The following is a 21,897-nucleotide window of genomic DNA, read 5'->3' as shown; positions in this document are numbered from 1 at the left end:
CGTCATCTGTTCGGATTCCCACCGGTTATACCAAAGTGCAGGACCCCCAACACAGCGGCCGGCCAGGCGAACCAGTGACGGGCGAGCCAGTCTCCGGTGTCCGCGTCATAGGTCTCCGGCAGCAGGCCGTCCACGCCTGCCACCTGGTCGATCCGGTGCAGCACGGACGCTGCGCGGGTTTTGTCGCCGGTGGTTTCCGCGACGGCGAGTTCCTGGGCGTCGCCGAGGGTCCACGTTCCGGGCGTGTGCGCCGATCCCAGTCCGCCGTGGGGCCCGCTGACGTAGCCGGGATTGTGCCGAGAGAACGCGAATCGCATGGTGGCTGCCCACCGGTCGTCGAGGGCGGAACAAAAGCCCCATCGGGGTGCGAACGCGGTCGGTAGGTCGTTGGCGTCGTGGTAGAGCCGGTGGTGTCCGGCCCCATCGGTCTCGTACGCCCACTGCGGTCCGAACGGCCCCTCGCAGGTGAAAGCCTGGGGGACTGCGGTGCGCAGGTCTTGCGCGGTCTGTGCAAGGCGCAGGGCGTCGAGTCCCAGCTCGGCGGACCAGGGGGCGAGTTGGGTGGCCGTGTGCCAGTAGAGGACTTGGGTCGACAGGGCGAAAGGCAGCTCGCTGGGGTCATCCGCCGGGTTCTCGGCGCCTGCCAGCAAGCCGTCCTTCCCTTGCCGTGGAAGGTCGCGCCAGACTTCCGCGATCAACTCGCCCCATAGCTTGCCCGGTTCGGTGCCGTCGTCTTGCGGGGGCAGCGGCCACCGTCCGGTGACACGCCGGTAATCGGCGAGTTCCAGCATCGGGTAGAGCTGCTGGTCGGCCTGGACCGCGAGGTCCTTGGGGCGACCGTCGGGCAGGTGGCTGCGCATCCAGGGCGTACCCGAAGCACGTCCGCGGCCCCAGAGCCAGCGCAGGTGGGCCTGCACCACATCGGTGACCGCGACGTCGTCGGGAGCGGCGCACAGCAGGAGCAGCGCCTGGTAGTAGGCGTCGCGGGTCCAGCTCAGCGGCAGCAGCCGGTGATCAGTGAGAATCGTGCGGTCTCCTCCCCCGACGTCCAAAGCGGTGCAGCCGAGGATGTACCGCAGCGCGCCGCTCACGATCCCCTCCAGACCGCCGGCCCGGTCGCCGATCCGCGGCGGGGTGACCGTGGCGGCGCGGTGCGGGCTGCCCGGCCAAGCGGGCGGTTGCAGTGACACGGTGACCGTGATCTCCACCGCTCCCGACCCGCGTGCGCCGGCCTCGATCTCCCACACAGCTTCCCCATCGGGAGCGTGCGCCCAGCGACCGGCAGGGGCGTCGACCGTCACGAGCGCGGAAGTGGCCAACTCCGGAGCGCTGACGGCCACGTCAATGCCCCTGACGTCCACCTCTGGATGCACCTCGAGGGACGTGGGCGGGTTGACCTCGGTGATCTCCGCCAGCGCGCAGCGGTCCAGCCGACCGCTGAACCGCAGGACCGCGCGTACCCCCGGCGCCGCCTCGATCACGTACCGCTGGACGAGCACCTGCCGGTTGAGCAGCGCCCACGCCGTGGCGGAGCAGGACCATCCCTGTCCGGTACGGCGCCAGACCGGTCGGCCTTCCTCGTCCACGCCGACCCGGCGCCCGGAGACCTCCTCATCGGGCAGGTCCAGGCGCAAGAAGGCGTACCGGTCCTCGGTGAGCCAGCCACGATACCGGCGCACAGCCGCGGGGTCACCGCGCCAGGACTCCTCGAACGGCGGCGCTCCTGACATCTCCACGAACCCGTGGAGAGGGTGCGGAGCGCCGATGGACAGCCACGACCCGTCGGCGCCGAAGGACGCGGCGACCAGCCCGTTGCCCAGGTCGAGCGGCTTGGGCAGGCCTCCGGCGGTCAGGGCGCCGTCGACGGTGCGGTACGGGCTCACCGGTCGCCGACCGCTGCGGCACCGAGGCGCTCCACCGCGTCCGCGCGGTACAGGGCTTCCTGACGCATGCTCAGTGCCGGCTCCTGATCGCGCTCCCGGGTGATCACGCCGAGGTCGATGGTGACCCGCAGCGCGGTCTCGTCCACGGCCGCCGCGGCCAGCACTTCTCCGGCCGGGTCGACGATCAGGGAGTTCCCGCTGAAGCCGCTGCCGGTGAGGTTGCAGGCGATGGCGAACATCTGGTTGTCCTGGGCCCGGGCTCGCGTCCGCAGGGTCAGCAGGTACTCGTAGCCGATGGGCACGGCCGACGGGATGACCAGCACCTGCGTTCCGGCCAGGGCCAGGGTGGTGGCCAGTTCGGGGAAGGCGTGCTCGAAGCAGATGAGCGGGCCGAGCCGGCCGGCCGGCGTGTCCACGGTGAGCAGCTCCTCCCCCGCGCTGAACCGGGTCAGTTCGGCGGGGTAGAGGTGGGTCTTGCGGAACGGGTGCACCGCACCGTCCGGAAGTATGACGGCGGCAGTGTCGTAGAGAGCGTCGCCGTCACGCTCCAGGATTCCGAGGACGACGGTCGTCTCCAGTTGTGCGGCCACCTCCGCCACAGCGGTCACGGTGGGTCCGTCGAGCGGCTCGGCGAGTTCCCTGCCTCGCTCGTCGAACATCGCCAGGTCGTAGCCTGTCGTGACCAGTTCGGGCGTCACCACCAGGTCGGCACCGGCGCAGTGCGTGCGCAGAGAGGCCAGCAGGCGCTTCACATTGCCCGCGACATCACCCGGCTCGGCTGCCAGTTGCAGGGCGACAACATCCAGCACACTCATCCTTTGACTCCTCCAGCGAAAAGCCCACGTACGTAGAACCTGTTGAGAGCGATGAAGAGCAGCAGCGGCGGCAGGATCACCATGATCGAACCGGCCGAGACCAGGTTCTCCTGCGCCAGGTGGGGCGACTGCAAATTCGCCAGACCGACCGTGAGGGGCTGGTGATCACGGTCGAGCAGGGTGAGGCCCAAGAGGAGGTCGTTCCATACGAAGACGAAATCGATGATCGCGAACGACACCAAGCCGGGCAGGGTCAGCGGCAACACCATGTGTCTGAGCTGTTCCAGGTGCGAAGCTCCGTCGAGCCGGGCGGCTTCAAGCAGTTCCTCGGGCACGTCGGCGAAGAACGCCGACATCATGAAGACAGCCCAGCCCGCCCCGAATGCGGTGTGCACCAAGATGATGCCGACATACTGCAGATCTCCCTCGGCCAGTCCCAGCGTGCGCAGCCAGGGCAGCAGCGGGATGAGGATGATCTGCACCGGCACGATCATGGTCGTCAGCAGCAGGAAGAACGTCAGCCGCTTGAAACGGAAGTCCAGCCGGGCGAAGGCGTACGACGCCAGCGAGCCGACCGCGAGCGAGACGGCGACCGATCCGATCGTGATGACGAAGCTGGCCACGACGTACTGGGACAGTCCCTGGCTCCACGCATCCTTGTAGTTGGCGAAGGTCAGCTCCGACAGGCTGCCCTTCCACCAGCCGTCACGGGTCTGGCCGATCGGAAGGACCGAGATCGCGAGCGCGGTGACCACGGGCACCATCCAGACCAGGCTGGCGACGGTCAGAACGCCGTAGAGCACCGTGAGGGTGAGCCGGTTCCTCCTCACCGTGACTCCTTCCGGGGAAGCATTGACTTCAGGTACGGGAAGCCGAGAGCGATCAGCGCGGCGGACATCAGCACGGCGACGGCCGCCGCCTGTCCCGCCTGCGGCGAGGTGAGGTAGGCGAATGCCTGCTGCCACGGCAGCAGTCCGAGCACGGTGGAGTCCGTTCCCGGGCCTCCCGAGGTCATCACATAGACGATGTCGAAGGTGCGCAGCGCGAAGATCACGCTGACCACGAAGACGATCCGCATGGGCTGCCGAAGGTGGGGCACGATGACGTGGCGCACCATCTGCAGCGTTCCGCATCCGTCGACCCGGGCGGAGTCGACGAGCTCCTGGGGCAGCGACGACAGCCCCGCGCTGAACGTGATCACGCCATATCCCGCGAACGCCCAGGCTGCGGCGACGATGACGAAGACGTTCACCAGGTGGATCTGCCCGAAGCCCAGGTCCAGTGCGCCCGCGTCGGCGAGCCACTGCCCTGTCTTCAGGTGCAGGGGTCCCCAGTTGAGTTCCCCCTGCAGGTGCAGTGCATTGAGAACTGCGTTGAGCACCCCGATGTGCGCGTCCGGGTTGTAGACGAAGGACCAGATGACGCCGGCCGCCGCCAGCGAGATCGTCATGGGCAGCACGAACACGGTGCGGTACAGCACGGACCAGCGCCGCGTGTGCCAGATGGCCACGGCTCCGACCAGGGAGATACCGGTGACCAGGGCCGGGAAGAGGATCAGCCAGAGCAGCGAGTTGGCGCCGGCGTGCCAGAAGTCCGGGTCGCTCAGCGTCCGTTGGTAGTTGGAGATCCCCGCGAAGTGCCAGGTGGATCGGTCGAACACGTTCCACGGGCGCAGCAGTCCCCAGGTGAAGAAGCTGCTGATCAGGCTCTGCACGGCCGGCCACAGATAGAACAGGGTGAAGACGACCAGCAGCGGGGTCACGAAGGCGTAGCCGGTGAGGCCGCCTCTCTTACGGGTCGTCCGAGGAGATGCCGGCTTGCGGCCGTCGCCCCGGGGGTTACCGGTGGGCCGTGGACCGCTCGTGCTCGATCGTGTCTTGGCGGAGGTGATCATTGGCATCTCAGTGGCCGGATCGGGTGTCGATCTGCTTCATCTTCGAAATGAAGGCGCTCACGTCGGTGTCACGGACGAACTGCGCCAGCGCCTGCTCGTACTTGACCTGGACTTCCCCGCCGATCCAGTCGTCGAGGTCGTATCCGGCCTCCTGCGAGGGGTTCTTGGGCCACAGGGCGGCGGCATTGCGGTCATTGACGTTGGGGTACGCACTGGCCGGGACCTTGGCGTTCGGCGCGACGTACCCGCCGATCTTGGCCCAGATCTCCTGTGCCTGCGCCGAACCGAGGTATTCCAGCAGCGCCTTGGTGGCCACCGGGTTCTTCGAGTCCTTGGCGCCCATGAACAGGTCACCGCTCACGAACTTCGGCGCCGGGGTGTTGCCGTAGGACGGCATCTCGAAGAAGGAGAGATCCTTGCCCGGCACCAGGTCCTTGCCGCACTCCTGACGGTCGACCAGGTTGATGAAGGCGCCCTGGTTCTCGAAGAGGTACTTGCCTGCAACCCTCGCGCAGGTGGCGTCGGCGAACGTACTCGACAACGTTGTCGAGGGGAAGTACGCACGGACCATGTCGGCATAGACCTTGAAGGACTTGACGATCCGCGGGTCGTCCCAGCCGATCTCGCCTTGGGCGAGATCGTTGAACGCAGAGGCACCCGCCACACGCAGCAGGAGGGAGTCGGTCCACTGGGTCAGCGGCCACTGGTCCTTGCCGCCCACCGCGAAGGGGGCCACACCCTCGGCCTTCGACTTGTTCAGCACCGACGTGAACTGCGCCCACGTCTTCGGCACCGACAGGTTGAGCTTCGCCAACTGCTTGGGGTCGTACCAGATCAGCGCGTTGACGTTGCCCTTGAACAGAACGGAGTCGGTGTGACTGTCGGCCCCGTCCGCAATCTTCCTCACCGCCGGGGTGTACTCGCCGTCGGCGATCCACTTGTCCCAGGTCGAGTCGAGGTTCACCAGCAGCCCCTGCTCGGAGAACGTCCTGATCAGTCCGGGCAGCGCCACGGCCACATCCGGAGGTGAACCCTGGGCGTACTGCTGGGTCAGCAGCGCCTGCCCCTGCTCGAACGGAACAGTCTCGATCTTGACCTTCACCGACGGATACTTGGCCTCGAAGCCCTTGATCACCTTCGCGAAGGCGTCCCCCTCGCTGCCGGTCCAGTTGCTCAGCACGCGCAGGTCGCCTCCGACCTTGCCGCCTCCGTCGCCGCTCGAAGCGCTGCCGCCCGAGCCGGCGCATCCGGCAACCCCGCCGAGGAGCAGCGCCACAGCGGCCCCCGTCGCGGCTCGCGCGCCTATGCCCGTCATGAAGCTCATGTGGTTCCTCCGGGTCTTCTTGTGAGCAGCGTTGCCGCCGCATTTCATTTGTCATTGCTCAATGACGAATGGGTGGCGGAGATTCTGCGGGCAGGCGTTCGAACCTGTCAAGACACTTTGTCGCCGAGCCGCCAGGAGACAAGAGCAGCAAATGCTCACATCACGTGCCGCAAATAGTTAGAGACATCCTTTTTATGGAAATTTGCGCTTCTCCGCCGCGGAAGCACTCCGCGCCCCCGAGCAGCGGCGACAGCGGCCCCGCACGGGCGTCGACTCCAGCAAACGCTCGGGCTGCCGCAGATGGGTGATCAAGCGGACGATGTCGTGGCCGTCCGGCTACCGCGGACTCTGTCCCCGCTACGAGCGCAGCCGCTCCAGACGCTCACGCAGCCGCGACGACGCCCATGCCATCTGGCAGGACTTTCCACCGGCCACGCTCGCTGTCGACGATCACACCTCAATTGCCGTCTCGCCCCAGTACCTCACCCGGCCAGGACCGACACGCACTGCGACGATCGTGACCGCGGCCACCGCAACCATCACCGTCCTCACCCCCGGCCTCTCGGGCGGGTTACCCTCACCCTGCCTCAGCAGTCTCCTCGGACGCCGGGCGGGACTCGTACAGGACCGCGTGATAACGACCGGACGCCTCCCGGCCCGACGGATCGAGTCCGGCCCGGACGACGTCCGCGAGGGCCATGCGCTGCTCCTCCGGACCGGTGAACAGGCGCTGCGGGTAGGTGCGTGAGTGGTCGACGGCGGTGTGCAGCCCATGGGATGCGAGGACGGCTGCGATTCGGTCGTACGGGATGCCGCGCAGGACGAACGCCGCGACCTGTGCGGGCGATTGGGTGCAGGCCAGGACAGCGCCGAAGGTCCGCTCGGTGATGTAGCTGCCGCCGCCCGTCAGTGTGAGGAGGCCGACACGGGAGGCGGCCCGGCGTAGTGCCGTGCTGGGCGGGCGGCGTTCGAGGTTCTCGGCGTAGGCGTCGTCGAGCAGTCCCACGGCCACGGCGTACTTGATCGCAGGCGCGGACACGTCCAGACCGACGACCGCGACGGCGTCGTCTCTTCGGTGGGCTGCGTAGAACTCCTTGTCGGAATGGATGAGTTCGGCCGCAGTCAGGCGGGTGGCCGCGGGGCTGGTGTAGTGCGTGTACAGGTCGGCAAGGGTCAGGTCGTGGTTGAGAAGGGCCGCGTTGATTCCGTACGAGCAGCAGATGTCGAGCACCGTGACATCCCGGCGGCCTGTGCTCCGGGCCCTGCACTCCTCGACACTTCTCCGGAAGACCGGCTGAGCGTGATGAGGGATCTCGTACTGCAGAGGTGCGAGCCGCCTGAAGTAAGGCCGGGGATCGGGCTGCTCGTAGATGTCGTCGAAGCGTGACTTGCCGGACAGGTGCGACACGATGGGCGATGCCTCCACGGGGCGGGAACACCGTGGCCGGAGCGGCCACGTCCCTCCGTTCCTTAACCTCCTCAACCGTGCCATCAGCGCGCGATGGGCCATCCGGCCGACGGTGGCGCCATCGCGAGCCGCCCGACCAGCAGGCGTAGCGGGCCCTGCTCGCCCGGGGATGGCACAGCTACGCGGGATCAGCGCCGGCGCCCCGACCTGCAGCCGACCGCACCCCGTGCGCGGTCGGCTCCCATGCCTCTGGGGCTCCGCGGGTCCTGAAACCGGTCAGGCGGTAGGTTGACCGTGGAGTAGCCATGGCCGATGAGGTACGCATCCGGCTCCTCGGCGGTTTCGCTGTGACGGTCGAGGATCGCCCGGTCGCCGCCGGGGCCTGGCGGCTGCGCAAGGCCCGGAGTCTGCTGAAACTGCTGTGCCTGTCACCGGGCCACCGGATGCACCGGGAGCGGCTCTACGACCTGCTGTGGCCGGACCTCGACCGGACGGCCGCGTCGAACAACCTGCACCAGGTGATGCACGCCGTGCGGCGTGCGCTGGCCTCCACGGGGGCGCGGGGGGATGTCGTCGTGCTCCGCGACGACATGGTGCTTCTCGGCGCCGATGGCGGCGTGCGGATCGACCTCGACGAACTCGACGAGGCGGTCCGGCGGGCCTCGCACGGCGGCGGGACGGCGGATTTTCGTGCGGCGCTCACGCTGGCCGATCCCGGGCTGCTGCCCGAGGACCGTTACGAGCCATGGGCCGGCGAGGCGGCCGCGGCGCTGGAGGTGCGACGTACGACGCTCATGCTGGGGCTGGCCGAGGCGCTCGAGCACGATCACCGCACGACCGAGGCCGTTGACGTGCTGCAAGCCCTGGTCTCCCGGGACCCTCTGCACGAGCCCGGCCACCGGGCGCTGATGCGGGCTCTGGCCGACGCCGGGCGGCGCCGGGAAGCGCTCGCCACGTACGAGCGTCTGCGGGACGCACTCCGCCGTGACAGCGGCGCCGATCCCGACCCGCAGACGCGCCGCCTCTTCCGGCTCCTGCTGGCCGACTCGGTCGAGGCGCGAGAAGAGCGGCTGGATGTCCCGCGGCACAATCTGCCGACGCCGGCGACCGCCCTGATCGGCCGGGAACGCGAGATGGCCGAGGTGGAGAAGCTGCTCGGGCGGAGCCGGCTGCTGACCCTCACCGGGGCCGGCGGCTGCGGCAAGACCCGGCTCGCGCTCGCTGTGGCATCCCGTCGGGGCGACGACTTCCGGGACGGGGTGTGGTTCGTGGACCTCGCCGCGCTGACGGAACCGCATCTCGTCCCTGAGGCGGTGGCCGCGGTCCTGGGACTGCAGCTCCCGTTGTCCGGCCGGGCCCGGGAAGCGCTGATCGCACAGCTCGGCGGCCGGGACATGCTGCTGGTGCTGGACAACTGTGAACACCTGGTCGACGCGTGCGCCGCCTTGGTCTCGGAGGTCATGGCACGCTGCCCGGGCGTCTTCGTGCTCGCGACCAGCCGGGAGCCGTTGCGCAGCTATGGGGAACGTACTTTCAGGGTGCCGTCCCTGGGTCTTCCGGATCCGCATCGGCTGCCGTCCGTGGAGGAACTGGGCCGGTTCGCCTCCGTGCGGCTGTTCGTGGAGCGGGCCGCCGACGCCGCCCCCGGCTTCCAGCTGACCGCGGGGAACGCGGCGGCTGTGGCACAGATCTGCTTCCGGCTCGACGGAATGCCGCTGGCCTTGGAGCTGGCTGCGGCCCGGGTTCACGTACTGGCCGCCCGCCAGATCGCCGAACGGCTCGACGACGCCCTGGCCCTCCTCGGCCGCGGCAGCCGGCATGGCGTGACCCGCCAGGAGACGCTGCTGGCCACGCTGGAGTGGAGTCACCGGCTGCTCGACGACGAGGAACGGCGCCTGCTGCGCCGGCTCGCGGTCTTCGTGGGCGGGTTCTCGCTCGCCGCGGCCGAGGAGGTGTGCGCCGACGGCACCCAGCACACCTCGGTGCTGGACCTCCTCGGGCGGCTGGCCGACAACTCCCTGGTGTGGGTGGAGGCCCGGCAGGACGAGGCCCGTTACCGGCTGCTGGAGACCATCCGGCAGTACGCCGCGGAGCGCCTGCGGTCCGCCGGGGAGCTGGCGGCCACCGAGGCCAGGCACCGGCGCTTCTACCTGGAACTCGCCGAGGCGCGGGACAGCGAGGCGCCCACCGGAGTGTCCGGGGCGACCTCGCTGGAGCTGGAGGCCGACTACGGGAACCTCCGGGCCGCCCTGCGCTCGTCTCTGCGCCATGAACCGGACAGCGCGCTGCGCCTGGCGGTCGCGCTGCGATCGTTCTGGCCCGAACGCGGCCGCCTCGCCGAGGGTCGGCGCTGGCTGGACGACGCCCTGGCCGCCGCACCGGAGCCGACGCCGCAGCGCGCCAGAGCGCTGATGGGGCGCGCCGTGCTGGCGATCCGCCTCGGTGACGGATACCCGTTGGAGGACATCGCCGGGCAGATCGTCGAGATCCACCAGCGGCGGCCGGAGCCGGCCGCGCTGGCGTTCGCCTACTTTCAACAGGCGGTTCTGCTCTGGATGGGCGGTACGTGGGACGGGGCCCGCACCGCTCTCGACCGGGCCCGCGTTCTCGCCCATGACGCGAGCGAGCCCTCGGTCCTCGCCGCTGCCGCGCACCTCGACGGCGTCTGGGCCGTGTGCCGTGGCGAGGGCCCGGTGGCCCGCGAGGCCTGCACGGAAAGTCTGCGGCTGCTCGATGACGTGGGAGCAGGCAGTGAGCCGTCCTTCCCGGTCATGACACCGGGGTACGCGATCGAGGACGACGAGGCGGGGCAGGTGTCGCTGTTCTTCGAGGAGACGGTGCTCGCCGGCCGCACGGTCGGCCCGTCCCGGGCACGCGGCTATGTCCTGGCGAATCTCGCCTGGGCGGACCGCCTGCGGGGCGACACCGCCGCCGCCACGGCGGCCGCCGAAGAAAGTGCCGACTGCTTCCGCGCGCTCGCCGACCCGCACGGGGAATCCCTGGCCTTCAACACGCTCGGCAACATCCACCGGAGCCGAGGCGACCACGAGGCGGCAAGGAAGTACCTCGACGCGGCACTGGCTATCAGGCGTCGGCTCGGCGACCGCCGGGAGGAAGGCATCACCCTCGGTTGTCTCGGCCTGCTCCACCTGGCCGGCGGGGACACCGACAGCGCTCAGACCACCATCGCCCACGCCCTTGCAGGCTTCGAGGAGACCGACGACATCCCAGGCGCCACCAACAGCCTGCTCCACCTCGGCCTCGTGGCCCGGACCGCGGGTGACTCGGCGCGAGCCCGCACCCTGCTGACCCGCGCCCAGCGGCTGGAACACGTCGCCGGGTCGCCCTCCGCCGCCGGATGGGTCGCCCTCATGCTGGCGCAGCTGCAGCGGCAGGCGGGTGACCGCGGCGCCGCCGAGACGTCAGCCGCCCAGGCCGATGACCTCTTCGCCCAGCTCGGCGACGCGCGCGGCCCGGCCGTCCTGCGGCGCACGGTGCCACGGGCGCCTACCGGGCAAAGCGGCTGCTGAGTGAGTGCTAAGCGGCACGGCCTACGGTCCTGACCATCAGCGCAAGCACTCGTACCGAGGAGCCGACCATGTCGATCGACACGGCAAGGGGCGTTCTGGGGGATGCCACCATCGCCGAACTGGAGTCAGCACTGCGCGGCACCGTCGTCCGTCCAGACGACGCCGCCTACGACGAGGCCCGGGCGGTCTGGAACGCGGCCCACGACAAGCACCCTGCCCTGATCGTGCGCTGCGCCGGGACCGCGGACGTGATCCGCGCCGTCGAGTTCGCCCGCAGCCAGGACCTGCTCGTCGCTGTGCGCGGTGGCGCTCACAGTATCGCCGGATTCTCGACCTGCGACGGCGGCATCGTCATCGACCTGTCGCTCATGAAGGGCGCCACAGTCGATCCGGTGCGGCGCCGGGTCGTCGCCCAGGCAGGTATGACGTGGGGCGACCTCGACCATGAAACCCAGGCCTTCGGGCTCGCCTTGACCGGCGGACTGGTCTCCTCGACCGGCATCGCCGGCTTCACTCTCGGCGGCGGCGTCGGCTGGCTCCTGCGCCGCCACGGTCTGGCCTCCGACAATGTGACGGCGGCCGAGGTCGTCACCGCGGACGGCCGTGTGGTGCGTGCGGACCCGCGAGAGCACGCGGAGCTGTTCTGGGCCCTGCGCGGTGGCGGCGGCAACTTCGGTGTGGTCACCTCGCTCGAGTACCAGCTGCACCCGGTCGGGCCACAGGTCCTGGCCGGCCTGATCTTCTACCCCCTCGCCGAGGCCCGACAGGTGATCACGGGCTGGCGCGAGCTGACCGGAGACATGCCCGACGAACTCACCACACTCGTCGACCTGACGACGGCGCCTCCGCTGCCGTTCCTGCCCGAGGAGGTCCACGGCACCCGCGTCGTGGTGCTGGCCGGCATGTACGCGGGCGACCCCGCGGCCGGCGAGGCGGCCGTAGCTCCGCTGCGTACGCTGGGGACACCCATCGCCGACCTCATGGGTCCCATGCCGTACTTGGGCATGCAGTCACTGCTCGACCCGCTGTGGACGGCCGGCGCCCACAACTACTTCACATCGGCGTTCATCGAGCCGTCCGACGCCGCGATCGACGCCCTGCTGCGGCACCACCTGACGACGCCCACACCCTTCAGCGAACTGCATCTGCACCAACTGGGCGGTGCCTACGCCCGCGTCCCAGCCGAGGCCACGGCCTTCAGTCAGCGTGGGGCGAGCACCCTGTGCAACGTGATCGCACGCTCCCCCGACGCGACGGGGTTTGACGCCCATGTCACCTGGGCCCGCAACGCCCGCCAGGAGATCGCACGCCACGGCCACGGGGCCATGTACGTCAACTTCACCGGCGACGCCGCCGAGGACAAGGTCCACGCCTCGTACCCGAACGCGGTCCACGAACGGCTCGTGAGAGTCAAGGACACCTACGATCCCACCAATCTGTTCCGCCTCAACCAGAACATCCGCCCCTCAGCCGCGGCGTGACCAGGAGCTGGTGTTCACCGGCGGGGCGGCGAACTGCTACAGCCTGGTGAGCCACTCGACCGTCCCGGTGCGCGGACCTGGATGCCGTGATGGACGCGGTGGTCGGCGTCGGCCGGGGCGGTCGCGTTGATGAGGAACTCGTCGACGAGGCCGGGCGACTGCGACTGTGCGCCAATTCCAGCACGGACAGGTTGGGGATCTGGACGAGGCCGCCGACGGGAGCGGAGCCGGAGTGACGTCACGTGATCACACTCAGCCTTGAGGCTCCTGCGGTTTGGCCTCGACCTCGCGCAGACTCTGGCCCGTGAGTTCGGTGCGTGCCTCAGTACGGTGCCCCCGGGCGACGTAGTCACGCACGACTGCTTCGACGGCATCCTGGGGCGACCCGATCCCCGCCAGAACCATCGCTTCCACCACCAGTTCGGCATCAAGACTGATGTTGACCTTGGCCACGAGCGCCCCCTCCGTCGGACCGGAACTCTACTGGCCTTGTTGGTGTGATGCCGCGGGGGGCTGACATGCTGTGGTCGTCGCGGTAGGCCGGTCACATGAGGTATCCGCAAGGGGGCGGGCCGACCGCGGAGCGACGCTCGTTTCGGGACGGCATGGCCTGTGGCGGCCCTCCCCGGTGATAAACGCTAGTAGGACTCCGTTGGGTCTTCCTGTCGGGCGTGTTCGGGAGCATGTTGAATGCATGGACCGCATGAAGTGAAGCGTGTTCGGGCGACGTTGGCGTTATACGTGGCAGATGTGTTCGCCTCGGTGTCGCGGAAGGAGCAGCGGGCCAAGGACGACTGCTATCTGCGGGGACTGATGCTGGACGAACGCCGCAAGTCGATCCAGGCCATGGCTTCGCGGCTGCCGGATGGCAACGAGCAGAACCCGCAGCAGTTCGTGAACCAGTCCAGGTGGGATCCGCTGCCGGTGCAGCGGCGAATCGCCGAACGGATGCGGCCGCTGATCAACCCCACGGCCTTCGTAATCGACGGTGCGTCAGTCCCCTAGGACGGACGGATGTCGGTCGCCGTGGCCCCGCAGTGCGGCGAATTCCAGGGCCCTGAGCACACGGGCCGACGGCCAGGTCGCGGTCAGCGTCCACGTCGCGGCCGACTCGGCCTCCTGCCTGCTGCAATGGCGGCTGTTCCTGCCCCTGTAATGGCGGCTGTTCCTACCCTAGGAGTGGGCACCGGGCACCGACCGCGCGACCCTCACCCGCATCCCGCCCGAGGTCACGCACCGCGAGAGGTGGCGCCTGGCGTTGGACATGCTCGAGCACGCTGGCCGGCTGGGGCATGACGCCGCGCGTCGTCGTGTCTGTCGCCGCCTACGGCACCAACGCGCACTTACGGGGCGCACTGGCCTGCGGGAGTCGAGCCGCTGGAGCCCGATCCGCGGGCCTCGCTCGGAGGCCCGCGCCGCCGGATGACTCCTGTGATCCATTGTCAGAAGCCGTGGCCGAAGCATGAGTCGGCGCGTCACTGCTCATCGAGGGATGGCTGTCGGGCGAGGAACTCCTCGAACGCCGCCTTCTGCTTCGGGTCCATGAAGCCTTGGCGGACATTGCGGGCCTGCTCTTGGAGCCAGTGCGCCTCGTCGGGGTCCAGGAGCTCGGCAACCACCACTCCTCCGCGAGCGACCGCCGTGCGCCCTCCCACGCGACGACGAAAGAGCGTGAACGCGCCGAACTCCGCTGGATGGGCCAGTTCCGGCTTTTCCGTTTCAGCCCGGTTCTCGTCCCCAGCGTCACTCGTCGGGTAGGCGGTGGGGGCCCAATGCTCCCAGAGCGCCAGCGTGGCCGCGGGCACTAGCACGGCGCGTTCCGTCTCTTCACGCCCCTCCCACATGAACGTGACAGTGACGGGCTCGCCGACCGCCTCGGCCAGCCCGAGCACCCTCTCCATTTCATCGTTGATCGGGTAACCCGCCACTACATCGATCTCAATTCCCATGGTGCCTGAGGCTACTGGCCGCTTCCGACATGCCAGGCCCGCTGCTCCTGCGCCTCGTCGACCACGGCGCGACACCGGTGACGTCACCGACTGAGCGCCTGTCCGAGGCAATACTGCGACGGAGAGCAGCCGCTCCACACAATGTGGGCCAGAGCCCCCTCTCGGATACGAAGCCACTGCCTGCGGGTGCGGGAATTCAGAAGTCGCGCGTCAGGCAATCCAGCCCTCGCGGTGTCGATGCCGGTCCAGCCCCACGGCTGAGAACTCGTCCTCGCCGGCGCCTGCCACTACGCCCAACCGCCGCAGCGCTCGAGAGATCGGACTACCGGCAGGCGGAAACGGCTGGCCCTCCTCCACGTGGAGAGGCCCCAGCACGATAGTGCCACCGTCCCACACAACAGCCCGCTGCTCGCCCACACCGCCGAAGTACTCAGCTTCCACGTAGGCCACCGGCCCACCGGCTGACCAGTCAGCGAGGACCTTCTCGAACCGTCCCGGCAACCGCCAGAACCCCAGCGCCCCTACACCGCTGTTGTTTGTGACGGAATCGAACAGGGCGTCTGTCATCGGCATCAGCGAGAGGCCCTGTCCGATCGATGCCAGCCGAGCAGCAGGCAGGTCCCGCGCCGCGTCGCGCAGCGCCTCCCCGTCAGCGATCACTGCTTGCAGGTCGTAACTCATCCCAAGCCCCCTCCAGATCGGGGGCGCATCTTGTCCCACACTGCGAAGCGGAACCCGCGCGGTATCCCCGGCCAGGACCACCACACCCCCAGCGGGTTCTCACCGGAGCACCGTCCAGATACCTCGAACCCGCTGGTTTCGGCGTACGACTGGGGCACCGCTCCTGACGGTATAGCGACGCCGCCAGTTACGCGCCCTCGGTCTGCGCCCCGCTGGTCAGGAACCGATCGTGCTGCGCTGCCGCGCCTGCGCCTACTGGCCCGGCCTCCTCTGCACGTGGCCCGCCTACCTGTACCGGATCGACCGTGCCCAACCCGTACGGGCCATGACCCTGGCTCAGGAGCGGGTGCTGGACCGGGCGATGGAGGCACGGCAGTGCTGTCCCTGTGCCGGCGCAGGTATCACCATTGTCTGCTGCTGCGCACTCTCGGCAGCTGCCTGGAGTGCCACGAGGGCACTCCGGCCGATCCGAACAGCTACACAGCTGCCCCTGCCGAACACCACCTCACCGCCTGATCAACGACGATCCCGAAGGAGAAACCACGCATGGTTCACAGCCTGCCCACCCACCGCCTCGCCGGAGCCGACCCAGCGAAGGGGACGCCGGAGGGCGCGATCGTCGTCCAGCGCTACCGCGCCCTCGAGGGTGCCATCGTCCTCGTCTACACCGCCGATGCCGACACCATTCGCCCCCGCTGTGCCACCGCCTGCCTCAGTTATCCCGGGTCCTCGTCAAGCACCTGGCATGTTGACCGAACTAACTTGTGAATCCTCGCAGGTCAGTTGGGGATTCTGCTAGCTTCCCGGCATGCCCGGTGAACAGCGTCCCGACAGGGATCTGAAAAGCTTTGTGCTGCCTGAGTTAGGCAAGTTGCTGGGGACGGGAGACCCTTGGGAGCCGTACCAGGTGCTGGACCCGCTCGGACGACCGATCGAGCCTGTCGCGACGTACCTCAGAGACCTGATGGCAGCAGACAGTTCTCCGTTGACGCCGCGCTCGTACGGGATGGATCTGCTGCGCTGGTGGCGCTACATGTGGGCATGCGGAATCGAGTGGGACCGCGCGGTTCGTGAGGATGCCCGGGACTTCATGCTGTGGATGAAGCTGGCGGACAAGCCGGTACGTGTCCACTGGCGTCACCGCGGCAAGGACCCCGCCGAGATACCCCAATTTGCCCGGACCGGCAATCCGGCTCTGGGATCCCCGAACCCGGTGACGGGCAAGCCCACTGTCGGCAAGAAGTATGCGCCCAATACCCGGGCGCACTGCGAGACGGTGCTGCGGACCTTCTACGACTTCCACTTGGAGCGCAACACCGGTTCGCTGCTGGTCAATCCCTTCCCTCTGGTCCGCAATCGGCGCTCGGCGCGAGCCAACGCCCATCACAATCCCGAGAAGGAGCATAAGCAGCAGCGCACCGGCCTCTATCGGCCCAAGGTTCCCAAGCGGATCCCGCGCCGTATCCCCGACGAGAAATACATTGAGGTCTTCGAAGGTCTCCGCTCGCACCGCGACCGAGCCCTACTGGCCTTCTGGGTCGCCACCGGCGCCCGCGCCGAGGAACTGCTCACCGCCAGGCAGAGCGATGCGGTCGTCGGCCAGCAGACCATCGGCGTGATCCGCAAAGGCACGCGCGATTACCAGGAGCTGCCCGCCACTCCCGACGCGTTCGTCTGGCTGCGGCTCTACCAGGAAGAAGCCTGGAAGAAGGGCGTCCCCCGCCGCCGCGGGCAGCCGCTGTGGTGGACTCTGCGCCGTCCCTGGCGGCCGTTGGAGTACGACGCGGCGCGCATGATGTTCAACCGCGCCAACGAGCTCTTGGGCGCCAACTGGACTCTTCACGACCTGCGGCACACGGCGACATTCTTGATGCTCGACGACCCGAACATGCCGCCGGTCTACGTCCAGCACATCCTCGGCCATAAGCATCTGTCCACCTTGGACCTCTACAACCGGCCCACCAGGGACGACGTGATCTCGGCAGGTCTTGCACACCATGCCCGCCAGGAGCGCAAGCGCAACGACCCGCCTCCTGCCCCGCCCGCGCCGGCCTATAACCGCGATTCCCTCAACGTTCTCTTCGGCGGGAGGTCCAGGTGACGACTGCCACCGTCTCTCTCGTCTCCCCGCCGGCCCGGGCCGCGAGGAGCCTGACTGGCGGAGAGATCGATGCCTATCTGCAGATGTTTCCGCCACGTAGCCCGGGAACCGACTGGGTCACTACCCGGATCTCCCGTGAGGAGGTTCTCCGCAGGCTGGAGCAGCCGCCGTTCAAGAACGGCAAGGACTCCACCCACTCGATGCGAATGGTCGGTGCGCGCCTGCTGCTGCGATGGCTGGAGACCTTCGAGGGCGAGACCTGGCAGCAACGCTGGAACGCCAGCCCGGGCTCCGCCACCTCGGCCGGCTGGACCGATGCCCCCCTGGCCTGGGGGATCGCCTACGGCAGGAAGCCGCAGAAGGCAGGGCTCGGTTCCGGGCTGCTGGCACTGGTCTGCGCTGATGTCATCCGCCCCAGCATGGTGTGGCTCGCCAGCAGCCTGTCGCCCCACCTGCGCGAAGCCATCGAAGCCGCCCGCGATCCCAGAGGCTTCGCCGCACTGCGTAACGCCCGCATGCCCGGACAACCGGACCAGCGACGTACTTCGAAGGCGCTCAAGGCCCTGGCCCGCATCCTCGCGGCGAAGCGTGGCGGCATCGACGACATCGTGGTCGGCGATGTCCTCGAACTGCTGTTGGTGGCCACGCCGAACTCCACTAGTCACACTCGACTCGCCTATGCCCTGCTTCAGAGCCGCGGCAAGTTCCCCCCTGACGCGCCCAAAACGCTGCGGAGCATCGAGAAGCGTGCCGGACAGGTGAGCCCGGCCCAGCTCGTCGACCGATTCGATGTGAAGTGCAGGCCGATCCGCGACCTGCTCGTCAGCTACTTGACCGAACGCCAGCCTTCAGTCGATTACGTCACATTGGTGCATCTGTCCAGGAATCTGGTCGGCTACTTCTGGGCCGACCTGGAGCGGCACCACCCAGGGATCGACAGCCTTCACCTGGCCCCGGAGGTGCGCGACGCGTGGAAGGCCCGGATCGCGGTCAAGACCGTCAAGCACCGCATGCCGAACGGCACCGTCGCCACGACAACGGAGCCACGCATTGGAGCCTTGATGATCAGGATGGCGGTGCGGGGTTTCTACCTGGACATCGCCGAATGGGCTTTGGACGAGCCCGAACGCTGGGGGCCGTGGGCGGCGCCGACCCCAGTAACCGAAGACGACTGCTCCGCCAAGCAGGCCGCGCAGGAGGTCCGCGCCAGATCCGACGCCCGCACCCGGGAGAGGCTGCCCGTCCTGCCCGCGCTGGTACAGGCATCTGCCCGCCGGCTGAAAGAAGCCCGGGAGCGCCTGGAGGCATTGGAAGCGGGTGACCTGGAGGCCACCATCACGGTGCACGGCGAGAGCTTCACCCTGCCCCGATCCACCGAGCGAGCCGACGGCAAACCTTCAAAGGTTTTTGATGCCACAGGAACACCGCGCGACTTCCGAGCGGAGGAGAAGCTGGCCTTTTACGGCTGGGCGACCGTGGAGATCCTCCGGCACACCGGGATGCGCATCGAAGAGCTCAAGGAACTCGGCCACCACAGCATCATCAGCTACAAGCTGCCGACCACAGGAGAGGTGATACCGCTCCTGCAGATCGCGCCGTCCAAGACAGATCAAGAGCGCCTCCTGCTCGTCAGCCCAGAGCTTGCCGACGTTCTCAGTGCTGTGATCAGCCGTGTTCGCGGGCAGGACGGCCGGGTGCCGAGCATCCCGTCCTACGACCTACACGAGAAGGTCTGGAATCCTCCTATGCCGCTGCTTTACCAGTGGTCTGTGGGCGGCGAGAACAGGGCGATCTCCATTCACACGATCCGCTCGTCGCTCCACACGCTGCTGGCGGATACCGGCATCACCGACGCCAGCGGTCAGCCGCTGACCTTCCAGCCGCACGATTTCCGCAGGATTTTCATTACCGACGCCATCCTCAATGGCCTCCCGCCCCACATCGCGCAAGTTATCGCAGGTCACGACAGCATCAACACCACGATGGGCTACGCGGCGATCTATCCCGCAGACGCCATCGAAGCCCATCGAGCCTTCATCGCCCGCCGACGCGGTCTTCGACCCGCCGGGGAATATCGGGCAGTGACCGACGAGGAGTGGCAGGAGTTCCTCGGGCACTTTGAGCGGCGCAAGTTGGCTCTGGGGCAGTGCGGCCGAGCATACGGAAGCAGCTGCGTCCACGAGCACGCCTGTGTTCGATGCCCAGTACTGATCGTGGGGTCTGGTGAGCGGCCCCGCCTGGAGGAGATCCGCGTGAACCTCCACGCCAGGATCACCGAAGCTGAACGCGAAGGATGGCTGGGCGACGTCGAGCAACTGACCGTCAGCCTCGCCGCCACCGATGACAAGATCAGCCAGATTGACGTCAACGAGAGACGGAAGAGCGCGCCGGTGTTTGTCGGCACGCCAGCGATCAGTGAACTCGTAGTTCGGGAAGCCGAGAACCGGGATATGACGGACTGACTGCGACACGGCTGGACATCAGCCAACCTATGTGGCGGTAGTTCGCAGAAGGTGCGTGAGACAGGTCGTCAGCGCACTCCCATGCCTAACGGGTATCAGAGGGGGGTGTCAGGCATGTGGGGACCGATCACGGTGTAGCGGACGGTCAAGAAGGTGGAGTGCAATAGCGCATTCGTCATGGCGGGCCAGGCAGTGAGGCTTTTCCAACCTCAGCTTGACGTTGCCAAGTGAAGGGCGAGTACGGCCTTGATCAGGTCAGTGACGCGGGTGGTGCTGCAGCGGAGCTTGCGCAGCAGCCGCCAGGACTTCAGGGTGGCCAACGCCTGCTCGCCAACCGCGCGGATCTTGGCGTGGGTGACGTTGACGGTTTTTTGGCCTGGGGAGAGCTTCTCCCAACGGCCGCGGTAGGGGACACGCATGGTGCCGCCGGCGCCCTGGTACCCCTTGTCCGCCCAGCACCGGACGTCGGCCTCGGCCAGGGCGTCGATGACGCCGTGGGTGCGGGCGGCTTTGATGTCGTGGACCGCGCCGGGCAAGGCGGGTGAGGCCCACAGCAGGTGCCCGAACGGGTCGGTGATGACCTGCACGTTCATGCCGTGCTTTTTGTGCTTCCCGGAGTAGTACGGGCGGTCGGCGGCGATGCGGTCGATGGGCAGCAGGGTGCCGTCGAGGATGACGAACACCTTGCGTGCGGCGGTCCGGGCGGCCGTGGCAAGGTCGGGGGCGACGGCGGCCAGGACCTCCACCGCCTCGGTGACGTAGCGGTAGACGGTGGCGATCCCGACACCGAACCCGGCCGCGAGCTGGGCGTAGGTGTGCCCGCACCGCAGATGGGCCAGGACCAGCAGGGCCTGCCGGTCCGCGGGGAGCCTGCGCCACCGCGTGCCCCGCTCCCGGCGTCGGGTGGCCAGCAGGCGGGAGAGGTACCGCAGGGTCGAGGTGGACAGATCGATCCCCGATGGGTAGACAAGCACGTGAAGCTCCGGGCGGACAGGTTGCTCTTGGTCGAAACCCATCTATCAGGGGCTTCACCCTTGTGTCAGGCCAACTCCGAGACGAGGGAGGCAGGTTGGAAAGGCTGACTGAGTGGACGCCTCATTTCCAACGTGGCGCGGAGCACGGTCTCCAGTCACGAATCCCCGTGACGCCGGGCCGCCTCACCGGGTGCGGCGACACTGCAGGTCGCGTTGACGCCGGGGAACGTCCGTGCGGCGCCGCGCCCGGCCCTCTCGTTACGCCACCTTCGGCCTGCTCATGTCCGGACGTCGCGGCACGGGACGGTGCCGGACCTCAGCCGGCTGCGAAGAAGTCGAGGTAGGCCTGGGCCAGAGCGGTCGGGTTCTCCAGCGCGATGTTGTGACCAGCCGCGGGGATGATGACGCCGTGGACGTCGTCGGCCACTTGCGCCATCTGCTGTGCTACCGCGTCCCCGAGGTATTCCTCGGCTCCGACAGCCAGGACCGGGCAGCTGAGCGGGTCGGCGTAATGCGGGCGGTTCTGTTCGGCGTCGGTCTGCCGGGCGCGGTACATCTCCAGGATGGCCCTGGTGCCGCCCGGCTGCTCGGCCGAGTGCACGATCTCGTTGACGTCTTCCTCGGCCAGCGCGCTGGGGTCCCACATCTGTCGGCGGGCGTAGTACGTCCAGAAGGGCCGTTCCCGTCCTGCTAGCAGCAGTTCGGGGATGTGCGGCAGGCTGAAAAAGCTGAAGTGCCAGCCGGTGCGGCCGTCGTCGGGGGCGAGCGAGGGGTCGGGGCCGCCGCCCGGCATTCCCGGGCCGACCGGAAGTCCCGGCAGGAGCGTTTCCTGGAAGACCAGTTGCCGCACCCGGGGCCGGTGGAAGGCGGCGACGGCATAGGCGATGGCCGCGCCCCAGTCTTCGCCGGCGACGCGGAACCGGTCGAAGCCGAGGTGGGTGGCGAGTGCGGCGACGTCGGCGGCCATCGTGGAGGTGTCGTAGCCGCGCAGGGGGCGCTGGGAGCCGCCGGCACCCCGGTTGTCGAGCACGATGACGGTGTAGTGCGGGGTCAGCAGCGGTACAACGTGACGCCAGTAGGCCATGGTCTTCGGCACGCCGTGCACCAGGAACACCGGCTCGCCGGTGCCGCCGATCGCGTAGTGGATCTCCACACCGTTGACCTTGGGCTTGCCGTGTGTGAGCCGGACTCCGGCGTGGTCAGTGAGGTTCACCTCAGTGACCTCCTTCTTCTTCTCATGGGCTGTGCAGGCGCAGACCGTGTGGCGGATCGTCCGGAGCGGCGTTTCTTCGCCGCCGTCCAGCCGGTGTCCGCGGTCGGCGTCAAGCTTCACCCCCTTACAACCGCGCCTCCATCGCCGCTGATGTCGTGTGCGTCGCGCTTGCCTCAGATGGA

Annotated in this window: 17 protein-coding genes and 1 pseudogene; 7 read left to right on the top strand and 11 right to left on the bottom strand. The window is 68.3% G+C overall.

The genetic code is table 11. The annotated features are described in order from the left end of the window. Positions 1-2: 2 nt before the first annotated feature. From ACIBK0_RS44275 to ACIBK0_RS44250, 6 genes are all read right to left on the bottom strand, one after another. Positions 3-1,883, bottom strand: coding sequence for a glycoside hydrolase family 125 protein (locus ACIBK0_RS44275; protein WP_399093674.1), 1,881 nt, complete (start codon positions 1,881-1,883; stop codon positions 3-5). Next, positions 1,880-2,698 (bottom strand): carbon-nitrogen hydrolase family protein, encoded by an 819-nt coding sequence (locus ACIBK0_RS44270; RefSeq protein WP_399093671.1) that lies wholly within the window; start codon positions 2,696-2,698, stop codon positions 1,880-1,882. The genes ACIBK0_RS44275 and ACIBK0_RS44270 overlap by 4 nt, the downstream gene beginning before the upstream one ends. Beyond that, entirely contained in the window at positions 2,695-3,453 is a 759-nt protein-coding gene (locus ACIBK0_RS44265; protein WP_399093668.1) for a carbohydrate ABC transporter permease, read from the bottom strand. The genes ACIBK0_RS44270 and ACIBK0_RS44265 overlap by 4 nt, the downstream gene beginning before the upstream one ends. Positions 3,454-3,524: 71 nt before the next feature. Then, positions 3,525-4,592: a carbohydrate ABC transporter permease gene (locus ACIBK0_RS44260; protein ID WP_399093665.1), complete on the bottom strand. Its 1,068-nt coding sequence runs from the start codon at positions 4,590-4,592 to the stop codon at positions 3,525-3,527. Positions 4,593-4,599: 7 nt separating this feature from the next. Beyond that, positions 4,600-5,916, bottom strand: a complete 1,317-nt coding sequence (locus ACIBK0_RS44255; RefSeq protein ID WP_399093662.1) for an ABC transporter substrate-binding protein — start codon at positions 5,914-5,916, stop codon at positions 4,600-4,602. A 577-nt stretch (positions 5,917-6,493) separates the two neighbouring features. Continuing rightward, a complete protein-coding gene (locus ACIBK0_RS44250) occupies positions 6,494-7,342 on the bottom strand; it encodes a hypothetical protein (RefSeq protein ID WP_399093659.1) in 849 nt (282 codons plus the stop codon). Positions 7,343-7,629: 287 nt separating this feature from the next. Here ACIBK0_RS44250 and ACIBK0_RS44245 point away from each other — a divergent pair, with 287 nt between their 5' ends. Both ACIBK0_RS44245 and ACIBK0_RS44240 read left to right on the top strand, forming a co-directional pair. Next, entirely contained in the window at positions 7,630-10,854 is a 3,225-nt protein-coding gene (locus tag ACIBK0_RS44245) for a BTAD domain-containing putative transcriptional regulator (RefSeq protein ID WP_399093656.1), read from the top strand. Between the two features lie 68 nt (positions 10,855-10,922). Continuing rightward, positions 10,923-12,335, top strand: coding sequence for an FAD-binding oxidoreductase (locus ACIBK0_RS44240; RefSeq protein ID WP_399093653.1), 1,413 nt, complete (start codon positions 10,923-10,925; stop codon positions 12,333-12,335). 252 nt (positions 12,336-12,587) lie between these two features. Here ACIBK0_RS44240 and ACIBK0_RS44235 read toward each other — a convergent pair whose 3' ends face one another. After that, positions 12,588-12,788, bottom strand: coding sequence for a type II toxin-antitoxin system VapB family antitoxin (locus tag ACIBK0_RS44235; RefSeq protein WP_399093650.1), 201 nt, complete (start codon positions 12,786-12,788; stop codon positions 12,588-12,590). A 237-nt stretch (positions 12,789-13,025) separates the two neighbouring features. Here ACIBK0_RS44235 and ACIBK0_RS44230 point away from each other — a divergent pair. After that, a pseudogene (locus tag ACIBK0_RS44230) lies at positions 13,026-13,693 on the top strand (transposase); the annotation flags it as partial. Positions 13,694-13,810: 117 nt separating this feature from the next. Here ACIBK0_RS44230 and ACIBK0_RS44225 read toward each other — a convergent pair. Together ACIBK0_RS44225 and ACIBK0_RS44220 are read right to left on the bottom strand one after the other, a co-directional pair. Further along, positions 13,811-14,284, bottom strand: a complete 474-nt coding sequence (locus ACIBK0_RS44225) for a hypothetical protein (RefSeq protein WP_399093647.1) — start codon at positions 14,282-14,284, stop codon at positions 13,811-13,813. 210 nt (positions 14,285-14,494) lie between these two features. Next, positions 14,495-14,965 (bottom strand): hypothetical protein, encoded by a 471-nt coding sequence (locus ACIBK0_RS44220; protein WP_399093644.1) that lies wholly within the window; start codon positions 14,963-14,965, stop codon positions 14,495-14,497. Between the two features lie 375 nt (positions 14,966-15,340). Here ACIBK0_RS44220 and ACIBK0_RS44215 point away from each other — a divergent pair, with 375 nt between their 5' ends. Genes ACIBK0_RS44215 through ACIBK0_RS44200 form a run of 4 tightly spaced genes read left to right on the top strand, consistent with a single transcriptional unit; the run spans position 15,341 to position 19,528 of the window. Beyond that, complete coding sequence (locus ACIBK0_RS44215; RefSeq protein WP_399093641.1) at positions 15,341-15,481, top strand: hypothetical protein; 141 nt, start codon at positions 15,341-15,343, stop codon at positions 15,479-15,481. 30 nt (positions 15,482-15,511) lie between these two features. Further along, positions 15,512-15,733: a hypothetical protein gene (locus ACIBK0_RS44210; protein ID WP_399093638.1), complete on the top strand. Its 222-nt coding sequence runs from the start codon at positions 15,512-15,514 to the stop codon at positions 15,731-15,733. Between the two features lie 40 nt (positions 15,734-15,773). Continuing rightward, entirely contained in the window at positions 15,774-17,066 is a 1,293-nt protein-coding gene (locus ACIBK0_RS44205; protein ID WP_399093636.1) for a tyrosine-type recombinase/integrase, read from the top strand. Beyond that, positions 17,063-19,528 carry a tyrosine-type recombinase/integrase gene (locus ACIBK0_RS44200; protein ID WP_399093633.1) on the top strand — a complete coding sequence of 822 codons (2,466 nt, stop codon included), beginning with the start codon at positions 17,063-17,065 and terminating at the stop codon, positions 19,526-19,528. Before ACIBK0_RS44205 ends, ACIBK0_RS44200 begins: the two co-directional genes overlap by 4 nt. A gap of 209 nt (positions 19,529-19,737) precedes the next feature. On the opposite strand, the gene ACIBK0_RS44195 is transcribed toward ACIBK0_RS44200, so the two are convergent. Then, positions 19,738-20,502: a transposase family protein gene (locus tag ACIBK0_RS44195; protein WP_399093630.1), complete on the bottom strand. Its 765-nt coding sequence runs from the start codon at positions 20,500-20,502 to the stop codon at positions 19,738-19,740. 316 nt (positions 20,503-20,818) lie between these two features. Beyond that, entirely contained in the window at positions 20,819-21,715 is an 897-nt protein-coding gene (locus ACIBK0_RS44190) for an alpha/beta fold hydrolase (RefSeq protein ID WP_399093627.1), read from the bottom strand. Between the last annotated feature and the right edge of the window lie 182 nt (positions 21,716-21,897).

The organism is Streptomyces sp. NPDC050564 (genome assembly GCF_044457265.1).
Taxonomy (GTDB): domain Bacteria; phylum Actinomycetota; class Actinomycetes; order Streptomycetales; family Streptomycetaceae; genus Streptomyces.
Note: the sequence above shows the minus strand (reverse complement) of the source record. Positions and strands in the feature narration are given on the sequence as shown.

Excerpts from the sequence above, each read along its gene's own strand:
- ACIBK0_RS44270 (WP_399093671.1), bottom strand. The coding sequence starts at position 2,698 with ATGAGTGTGCTGGATGTTGTCGCCCTGCAACTGGCAGCCGAGCCGGGT.
- ACIBK0_RS44260 (WP_399093665.1), bottom strand. The coding sequence starts at position 4,592 with ATGATCACCTCCGCCAAGACACGATCGAGCACGAGCGGTCCACGGCCC.
- ACIBK0_RS44255 (WP_399093662.1), bottom strand. The coding sequence starts at position 5,916 with ATGAGCTTCATGACGGGCATAGGCGCGCGAGCCGCGACGGGGGCCGCT.
- ACIBK0_RS44245 (WP_399093656.1), top strand. The coding sequence starts at position 7,630 with ATGGCCGATGAGGTACGCATCCGGCTCCTCGGCGGTTTCGCTGTGACG.
- ACIBK0_RS44240 (WP_399093653.1), top strand. The coding sequence starts at position 10,923 with ATGTCGATCGACACGGCAAGGGGCGTTCTGGGGGATGCCACCATCGCC.
- ACIBK0_RS44225 (WP_399093647.1), bottom strand. The coding sequence starts at position 14,284 with ATGGGAATTGAGATCGATGTAGTGGCGGGTTACCCGATCAACGATGAA.
- ACIBK0_RS44220 (WP_399093644.1), bottom strand. The coding sequence starts at position 14,965 with ATGAGTTACGACCTGCAAGCAGTGATCGCTGACGGGGAGGCGCTGCGC.
- ACIBK0_RS44210 (WP_399093638.1), top strand. The coding sequence starts at position 15,512 with ATGGTTCACAGCCTGCCCACCCACCGCCTCGCCGGAGCCGACCCAGCG.
- ACIBK0_RS44205 (WP_399093636.1), top strand. The coding sequence starts at position 15,774 with ATGCCCGGTGAACAGCGTCCCGACAGGGATCTGAAAAGCTTTGTGCTG.